The following is an 8,539-nucleotide window of genomic DNA, read 5'->3' on the forward strand; positions in this document are numbered from 1 at the left end:
TCTTTTTTATCTTCTTTTTTATCTTCTTTTTTATCCTGTATATTATTTTCTTTATTTGGCTTTTGAGTTTTTATTTTTTGATCTTGAATAATTTCTAAAGCATTTTTTAATTTTGAAATTTCTATTTCACTAATGCCCTCTTCTTTTAATTCTTCTATATAAGCCCTATCATCAAATCCTAAAAAATTCGAACTTACAATCAACCTCTTTAAAATTTCTTTTTTTTCTTCTTCATTATCATTGATAACACTTTGAATATATAAAGATTTTAATTGTTGATGTAACGATAATTTCTCTTCAGAAGTAGAAGTTAAAAAAAATTTATCAAAATCTTTAATCTCAATGCTTGCAAATACACTTATGCAACAAAATGCTAAAAATAAAAAAAACCTAAGCATTTTCACCATAAACTAATTTTTCAATCAATTCTTTAACACTAATTAATTTATCTAATCTATAGCCATTTTCACCTGTAAAAAATAAACCAGTATCTCTTTTGCCACTCCAAGCATCATAGAGTCTATCGGCAATACAATATCCAACTTTTGCTGCTTCTTTACCTCTTCCACAAGGCGCAACACAATTACTAATGCAATTAATTTTTGGACCATTTCTTTTATCAACAAGATCCAATAAATTAGTTCTTACTCCTCTTGCAGGATATCCAACTGGCGATTTTAATAATTCTATATCCTCTTTTTTACAATTTAATAAAATTTGCTTAAAATCATCACTTGCATCACACTCAAATGTCCCTATAAAACGAGTTCCTATTTGCACCCCATTTGCTCCTAAAGACATCACTTTTTCTATATCTTCCTTACTCCAAATGCCACCAGCTGCAATCAAAGGAATATTACCCCAGTTTTTTATTTCATCTGCTACCTGAGGGACAATATTTTCTAATTGATACTCCTCCATTAAACATTGTTCATAAGTAAAACCTTGATGACCACCACTTTTTGGCCCTTCAACCACGACAGCATCAGGCAAACGATTGTATCTACTTTGCCATCTTTTACAAATAATTTTTAAGGCTTTAGCCGAAGAAACTATAGGGACTAAAGAAACACTAGGATAATCTTGAGTAAATTCAGGTAAATTAGTAGGAAGTCCCGCACCTGATACAATAACATCAAAACCAACTTCGCAAGCATTACGAGCTATTTGAGCGTAATTGTTGCTTGCATACAAAATATTACAACCAAGTGGCGCATCACCACATATTTTTCTAGCATTATTAATTAAAGCCTTTAATCCTTCTTTTGAATAAAAATTATCACTCCCATAAGGCTTTGCATTAAATTCTTTACTTATGTGTATTCCATTTTCATAATATCCTGTTCCTACTGAAGATATAATTCCCAAACCACCATTTAATGAAACTGCCGAAGCTAACCTATCCCAACTAATCCCTAGTCCCATTCCACCTTGAAAAATAGGATATTTTATTTCATGTTTGCCGATCCTTAGAGCTTTAAAACTCATTTTTCCACCTTTATTTTAGCGAATTTTCTTTTTCCAACTTGCAATATATATTCGCCTTCGCCAATATAATACTGCTCATCTTGTATTTTTTTACCATTAATACTCACTGCATTAGCAAGAATTAATCTTCTAGCCGCAGAAGTTGAATTTTCTATCTTGCATTCAACTATGGCTCTTGCAAGCCAAATTTCACCTTGCAATACAAAACATTTTATATCACTTGGCAATTCTTTATTGCTATGAATTTTATCAAATTCTTCCTTAGCATTTAAAGCACTTTTTTCATCATGAAAACGTGTTGTAATTTCTAAAGCCAAATTTTCTTTTGCTCTTTTAGGATGTAATATTCCTTTTTCAATATCAACTTTCATTTTATTTATTTGACTTAATTTTTCATGACTTAAAAGCTCATAATAACGAAACATTAAATCATCATTAATACTTAAAATTTTAGCATACATATCTTTAGCTTCTTCTGTAACACCTATGTAATTTCCTAAACTTTTACTCATTTTATTAACGCCATCTAAACCCTCAAGTAGTGGCATCATCATCACAACTTGTTCTTTAGAAGTATTATAAACTCTTTGAAGTTGTCTTCCCATTAAAAGATTAAATTTTTGATCTGTTCCTCCTACTTCAATGTCGCTGTTTAATGCAACACTATCATATCCTTGCAATAAGGGATATAAAAATTCACATATAGAAATAGGACTTTGTTCCTTAAAACGCTTAGAAAAATCATCTCTTTCAAGCATCCTAGCTACACTAAGTGTCGAAGTCAATTCAATAATACCTGCTGCACCAAGCTCATTAAGCCATTTTGAATTAAAATAAATTTGAGTTTTTTTTGGATCTAAAATCTTAAATACTTGTTCCTCGTAAGTTTTAGCATTTTTTAAAACTTCATTTTTATCAAGTTTTTTTCTAGTAGCACTTTTTCCAGTAGGATCACCTATTTGAGCTGTAAAATCACCTATTAGAAATTGAACAATTGCACCATGTTTTTGCAAAAATGCCATTTTACTCAAAATCACGGTATGTCCTAAGTGCAAATCAGAAGCTGTTGGATCAAACCCCACTTTTACAAAAAAATTTTCACCATTTTCATAATAATTTTTTATTAATTGTGAAAGCTTTTCCTCGTCAATAATTTCAGCTACCCCTCTTTTAACTTCTTCTAAAATTTCATCAAAATTCATAAAAAACCTTTTTTAATGATTATTATATGCATCAGTTAAAGATATAAAATCTAAAATTTTATATCTAGATTTTAATCTCTCTTTCACATTTTCTACATCAATATTATTTGGAAATTCTACATAAATTTCAAAATAATTAGCTAAAACTGATTCAATATCAGCTGAATTGATACTAAGAAGATTAATCTGCATTTTAGCTAATGTAGTTAAAAATTCAGCCAAAGAACCTTTTTTATTTTCTACAGAAACAATAATTTTGTAACTTTTTATAGAGCTATCATTCCAAGCAACAAAAACCATTTCTTTATTTTCATCTATCATTTTCATTGCCTGCTCGCATAATTTATGATGGATTATAACTCCAGTAGAATGTCTAAAAGCGATAATCTCATCTCCTCTTTTAGGCCTACAACAATAATCAAAACCTATAGTAGTAATTTTATAATTTGAACCAATCATAATACTTTCAAATTTTTGTTCTTTTTGCTCAAACTTATGAATTTTACTTGGCTCCATATATTTTCTAAGACAAACTACTACTTCTTTAAAATAATTAAAATCTAAAACTATTTGTCTTAACTTTTTACTAAATTTTTCATTTTCTAACCATTCCTCGATTAATTTTGCATCTTTGCTAAATACTGTCGAGAGAATATTAATAGCTATTTTATTATTAAGTTCTTTCCTTTTTTGTTTGCAAAAATCTCTTATGCTAGCTCTTGCTTTTCCAGTTTTAACACTATCTATCCACGAACATCTAAAAAATTCATCTTCAGATGTTTCAATACTCACTATATCACCATTTTTAAGAATAGTTAAAAGCGGCACCTTTACACGATTTACAAAAGCGGCTTTAGCGTGAAGTCCTATTTTTGTATGCACTTCATAAGCAAAATCTAACGCAGTAGCTCCTCTTGGGAGTGTAAAAATTTCACCTTTTGGAGAATATACTGCAATATCTTCTATATATAAACTATCCTTAGCATACTCATAAAGCTCAATAGCATCATAATTTTGAACATACTCACTATCTTTTCCATGCATTGAAATATCAGCAAGCCAATCTAAATTTGGAGTAGCTATGTTGCCTTCTTTATATTTCCAATGTGCTGCAACTCCAAATTCAGCAGTTTTATGCATATCAAATGTTCGAATTTGTGCTTCAATAATATTTTTTGCGTCAAAAAGTGTTGTATGTAAGGTTTGATATCCATTTTGTTTAGGCAAAGCTATATAGTCTTTAAATCTTGAAATCAAAGGATTAAAATGTGTATGCAAAATTCCTAAAGCTAAGTAACAATCATGCACTTTTTCAACTAAAATCCTCACACCTAAAAGATCTAAAACCTCATCAAGCCCTACACCTTTTCTTTGCATTTTTAAATAAATAGAGTAATTATGTTTAATTCTTTTATGTATGATAAAACTACCTTGTCTAAACCCATTTTTTAAAAATAACATTTCAATTTTAGTAATAAATTCATTAAAATCAAGTTGAATTTGTTGATCTTTTGAATTGATATAATTATCAATCTGAGTAAATTCCTCAGGCAATAAAAATTTAAAACTCAAATCTTCAAGTAAATTTTTTATACTAGAAATCCCTAATCTATGTGCAATAGGAGCATATACGACTAAAGTTTCCTCGCTTATTCTTTTTTGCTTATCTTCTCTTAAATAACTTAATGTGAGCATATTATGCAGCCTATCACAAAGCTTAATCACTAAAACGCTGACATCTTCAACACCCACTAAAAGCATATTTCTAAAAGTTAAAGCAGATTTTGCGAGTTTCTCATTAGATCCTGATCGTATCAAATGATCTTCTCTTATACTCACAATTTTTGTTAATCCTTGCACTAATTTAGCAACTTCTTCTCCAAAATTAGTCGCTAATTCAAATTCGCTACAATCTGTATCTTCTAATATATCATGCAACAATGCTGCTATAATCATAGATTCAACTGGACTTAAAAATGCAACAAGAGAAGCCACTAATATAGGATGAACAGCATAAGGTTCTCCACTTTTTCTAAATTGTTTGCTATGTTTTTGAATACAAATTTCCACAGCTTTTTTTAGAATTTTAGATTCTGGAAATACCATAAAAAGTATTTCCTTAGCCTTTTGTAAGTCTTTACAATTTTTAATATCTTCAACAAGTTTATCTAATAATAACTCATCATTTATTAATTTCAACAAAACCCTCTAAAACAATCTTATTTTCAGCAATTTCATATAAGGCAATATCGGTATATTTATACTTATTTTTATCTAAATTTACCAATGGTTCAGCTCCATTTGCAAGCTCTTCAGCTCTCTTTGCTACAACTAAAGCCAACTTGTATCTATCATCTTTCATTTTTTTAAGTGCTTGTGCGGCTACTTGTTCTATTCTCATTATAATCCTTTAATTAATTTTTAACAATGGAGCATAAGCTCATATCACCTTGAATAATTCTAAGCAAATTTCCTTCTTTAAACATATTACACACTATAATAGGCAAAGCATTATCTTTTGCTAAAGCAATGGCAGTATCATCCATAACCTTTATATTATCATGCAAAGCCCTTTCATAGCTTAATTCATTAAGCATAATAGCATCTTCAAATTTATTTGGATCTTTATCATAAATTCCATCGACCTTAGTTGCTTTAATAATAACATCTGCATCAATCTCAACAGCTCTTAATGTTGCAGCAGTATCAGTGGTAAAGTAAGGATTGCCTGTTCCACAAGCAAAAATTACTATTCGACCTTTTTCTAAATGCCTATGAGCTCTTCTCATAATATAAGTTTCACAAAAAGCTTCCATTTGTATAGCACTTTGCACTCTTACATCTAATCCTGCACTTTCTAATGCCTCTTGCATAGCTATAGAATTTATGACAGTAGCAAGCATACCCATATGATCACCGCTAGTTCTTTTAATAAGCCCGTCTCTAGCAGCAGAAACACCTCTTATTATATTTCCACCGCCAATAACTATACCTACCTCAATACCCTCATTTCTCAAACTCTTAATTTCAGAAGCTATATATTTTAAAATAGAATTTTCAATACCAAATCCATTCTCTCCAGCTAAGGCTTCCCCAGAAAATTTAACTAAAATTCTTTTCCCTTTGCGACTCATTAGACTCTCCTTATAATGTGCAAACTATACCAAAAATCGTATTAAAAAAAACTAATTTATCTAATCATTTCCAAAGGATTTATATGATAATTTTTTTGAGTTACTTCAAATGTTAAATCATTTTCAACTCTACCTATAATATAACCCTTTTTTATATTTCTTCCCACTTTAACACCTGGTGCAATTTTATCTAAATGAGCATAAATAGTGTGAATTCCTTCTTTATTTTCTACAATTACTACTTTTTTTAAAGTTGGAGTTGCTTTAGCAAAAACTATCTTACCATCTAAAACATTTCTTACTGCAGCATCAGGATTAATACTTTTTAAAACAACATTTTCATTATAAATTTTTATATTGTAAATTGGATCAACATAATTACCAAATTGCTGTTTTACGATATAAGATTCTAAAGGTGAAATAGTTTTTGCTCCAACATAACGTTTAACACTGCTTGTTTGGAAACCTGCTCCTGTTTGTTTAGTATTTTTTATTTTGCTATCATCTTGCTTTTGAACGATTTTTTCTTCTTGTTTTTCTTGAATAATTTTTAATTGATTAAGAGTTTTTCTTAACTCTTGCTGTTGTGCTTGCAACGAAGATAATTTTCTTGTATAAATTTCTTTATCTGTTTTTTGTTTTGCAATCTCTATTTCTTGTTTTTTTCTTAAATTACGCAACTCATCTATTTGATTTTTATATTCTTTTAAACTAGTATTAATAGTAGAAATTTGATTTTCTTTATCTTCGATTTTTTTATTAATATTTTCATAATCTTTAGAAATTTTAAGAAATTCATCATTAAAAATTTTATTTAAATTTCCTATTATTTCTAAAACTATAATACCATCTTCACTTTCTATATAATTTTGAGGTATAGCTAAATCATAAGCAAAATCTTTAGCAATTAGATCAATTAATTTTCCTTCAATTTTATTTTTATTTTTTAATAAATCTTTATTTTGATTATTTAATTGCTCTAAAGATTTTATTTGTGTTTTCACAGAACTTTCAAGTTTTGAAGTTTTATCACTCAAAAAGCTAATTTCACTAGCAATCTTTTTTAATTTTTTTTCATTATCTAAAATTTCTCCAGCTAAATCTTCAAGCTTCTTTGAAAGTTGCTTTACAATTCTTTCATTTTCTTTTATATCTTTTTGTTTTTGTGCAATTTCATCAGAATATACCAAGGAAATAAAAAAGAAAAAAAAGAAAATATATTTTTTCATTTTCTAACCTTAAGCATTACAAAACTTACACATAAAAAACAAATTGCCAACATTATTATAAAAATCAAAAATAAATTAGTAAAAATATTTATTTTAGGCAAACTTATATCAACACTTTGTAAAGATATTTTAATCAAATCAAGATCATACACTTGAGTAAAAAATAAAATTAAAATTAAAAATGCAATCAAACAATCAAGCAAAATTATCTTATAAAGCATAAGCGATCTAAACCAAAAAGGTGCCCCAAATAAACACATAATTTCTATTCTTTGAGTATGTTCAAAAAGCCATATCTTCATTTGTTTTAGCAATAATACAAAACTCAACAATATAATAATAAACAAGAAAAACCAAAGCAAAAATTTAACCAAAATAAGCATTTTATAAATCTTTGTATGAGTTTTAGCAAAAGTCTCTACTTTTAATATATTTGAATTTTGCAAAAGTTTATTTTTAAGCACATCAAGTTCTTTATGAGATAATAATTTATCCAATTTAAGAGTGTAAAATTTAGGTAATGTCTTCTTTAAAACTTCTAAATTTTTTTGCGAAAGATCGTTTTGAAGTCTATCTAGCATTAAATTTGGATCTAAAATATCCATTGATTTAAACTGCCCAACTTGTTTTTGAATATCATTTTTGTCTAAATGTATTTTAGAAACTATGATGATATTGTAATCTTTATTTAATAAGCTTTCATAGTGCTCTATCGTTTTATTAGTTATAATTAAAAACTCAAAAGCAAACATCATAACTATCAAAGCAAAAATCAAAGAAAGATGATTTTTAATCGATTTCATTCATTCTCCCATTTTCTATATTAAAACGACGATAATCAAGTCTTAAATTTGTAGGAATTCTATGAGTAACAACGACTACACAAGTTCCAAGTAATTCTCTTGCTGATTTTAATAAAGTCCAAATTATATCAGAAGAATATTCATCTAAATTTCCAGTTGGCTCATCACACAAAAGTAATTTAGGATTGTGCGCTAAAGCTCTTGCCATAGCAACACGCTGCTGCTCTCCTCCTGAAAGTTGAGCTGGTTTTTTGTCTGCTTTGAAAGTTAAATTTACATGTTTTAAAAGTTTAGCAGCTTGTTCTTTGCATATATTTTTACTATAACCTTTAATCATCAAAGGAAGCATTACATTTTTTTCTACACTAAATTCTTGAATCAAGCGATAATCTTGAAAAATAATACCTATTTTTTGTCTAAACTGCAATAAATCAGCATTTGAAATGTCGATTAAATCATTATCACAAACTTTTAATTTTCCACTAATTGGCGCTAAATCTCCATAAAAAGATTTTAATAAAGTAGATTTTCCACTACCACTTTTGCCAGTAATAAAAACAAAATCATTATCTTTTAATGAAAAACTAGCATTTTCTATAACAAGCTCATCATAACCAAGACAAAGCTTTTTAGCTTCTATCATTATTATATTTCCTCTAAAATTAATTTTTTAAATAATAAAC

Annotated in this window: 8 protein-coding genes and 1 pseudogene; all 9 read right to left on the reverse strand. The window is 28.0% G+C overall.

From position 1 onward, the window contains the following. Positions 1 to 398, reverse strand: a pseudogene (locus QZ429_RS06910) (N-acetylmuramoyl-L-alanine amidase); the annotation flags it as partial. Continuing rightward, complete coding sequence (locus QZ429_RS06915) at positions 391 to 1,488, reverse strand: nitronate monooxygenase family protein (protein WP_291953164.1); 1,098 nt, start codon at positions 1,486 to 1,488, stop codon at positions 391 to 393. The pseudogene QZ429_RS06910 and the gene QZ429_RS06915, both read right to left, overlap by 8 nt. Continuing rightward, positions 1,485 to 2,690: a tyrosine--tRNA ligase gene (gene tyrS, locus QZ429_RS06920; protein WP_291953165.1), complete on the reverse strand. Its 1,206-nt coding sequence runs from the start codon at positions 2,688 to 2,690 to the stop codon at positions 1,485 to 1,487. The genes QZ429_RS06915 and tyrS overlap by 4 nt, the downstream gene beginning before the upstream one ends. A 12-nt stretch (positions 2,691 to 2,702) precedes the next feature. Next, a complete protein-coding gene (locus QZ429_RS06925; protein WP_291953167.1) occupies positions 2,703 to 4,889 on the reverse strand; it encodes a RelA/SpoT family protein in 2,187 nt (728 codons plus the stop codon). Continuing rightward, positions 4,873 to 5,091, reverse strand: coding sequence for a DNA-directed RNA polymerase subunit omega (locus tag QZ429_RS06930; RefSeq protein ID WP_291953169.1), 219 nt, complete (start codon positions 5,089 to 5,091; stop codon positions 4,873 to 4,875). The genes QZ429_RS06925 and QZ429_RS06930 overlap by 17 nt, the downstream gene beginning before the upstream one ends. A gap of 13 nt (positions 5,092 to 5,104) precedes the next feature. Beyond that, positions 5,105 to 5,824, reverse strand: coding sequence for a UMP kinase (pyrH, locus tag QZ429_RS06935; protein ID WP_291953171.1), 720 nt, complete (start codon positions 5,822 to 5,824; stop codon positions 5,105 to 5,107). A gap of 56 nt (positions 5,825 to 5,880) precedes the next feature. Further along, positions 5,881 to 7,053 (reverse strand): peptidoglycan DD-metalloendopeptidase family protein, encoded by a 1,173-nt coding sequence (locus QZ429_RS06940; RefSeq protein ID WP_291953173.1) that lies wholly within the window; start codon positions 7,051 to 7,053, stop codon positions 5,881 to 5,883. Further along, on the reverse strand, positions 7,050 to 7,856 hold the full coding sequence (locus QZ429_RS06945) for an FtsX-like permease family protein (protein ID WP_291953175.1): 807 nt from the start codon (positions 7,854 to 7,856) through the stop codon (positions 7,050 to 7,052). Before QZ429_RS06945 ends, QZ429_RS06940 begins: the two co-directional genes overlap by 4 nt. Next, positions 7,843 to 8,499, reverse strand: a complete 657-nt coding sequence (locus QZ429_RS06950) for an ABC transporter ATP-binding protein (protein ID WP_291953177.1) — start codon at positions 8,497 to 8,499, stop codon at positions 7,843 to 7,845. Before QZ429_RS06950 ends, QZ429_RS06945 begins: the two co-directional genes overlap by 14 nt. Positions 8,500 to 8,539 lie beyond the last annotated feature (40 nt).

It is taken from the genome of Campylobacter sp. (assembly GCF_020024835.1).
GTDB lineage: Bacteria > Campylobacterota > Campylobacteria > Campylobacterales > Campylobacteraceae > Campylobacter_D.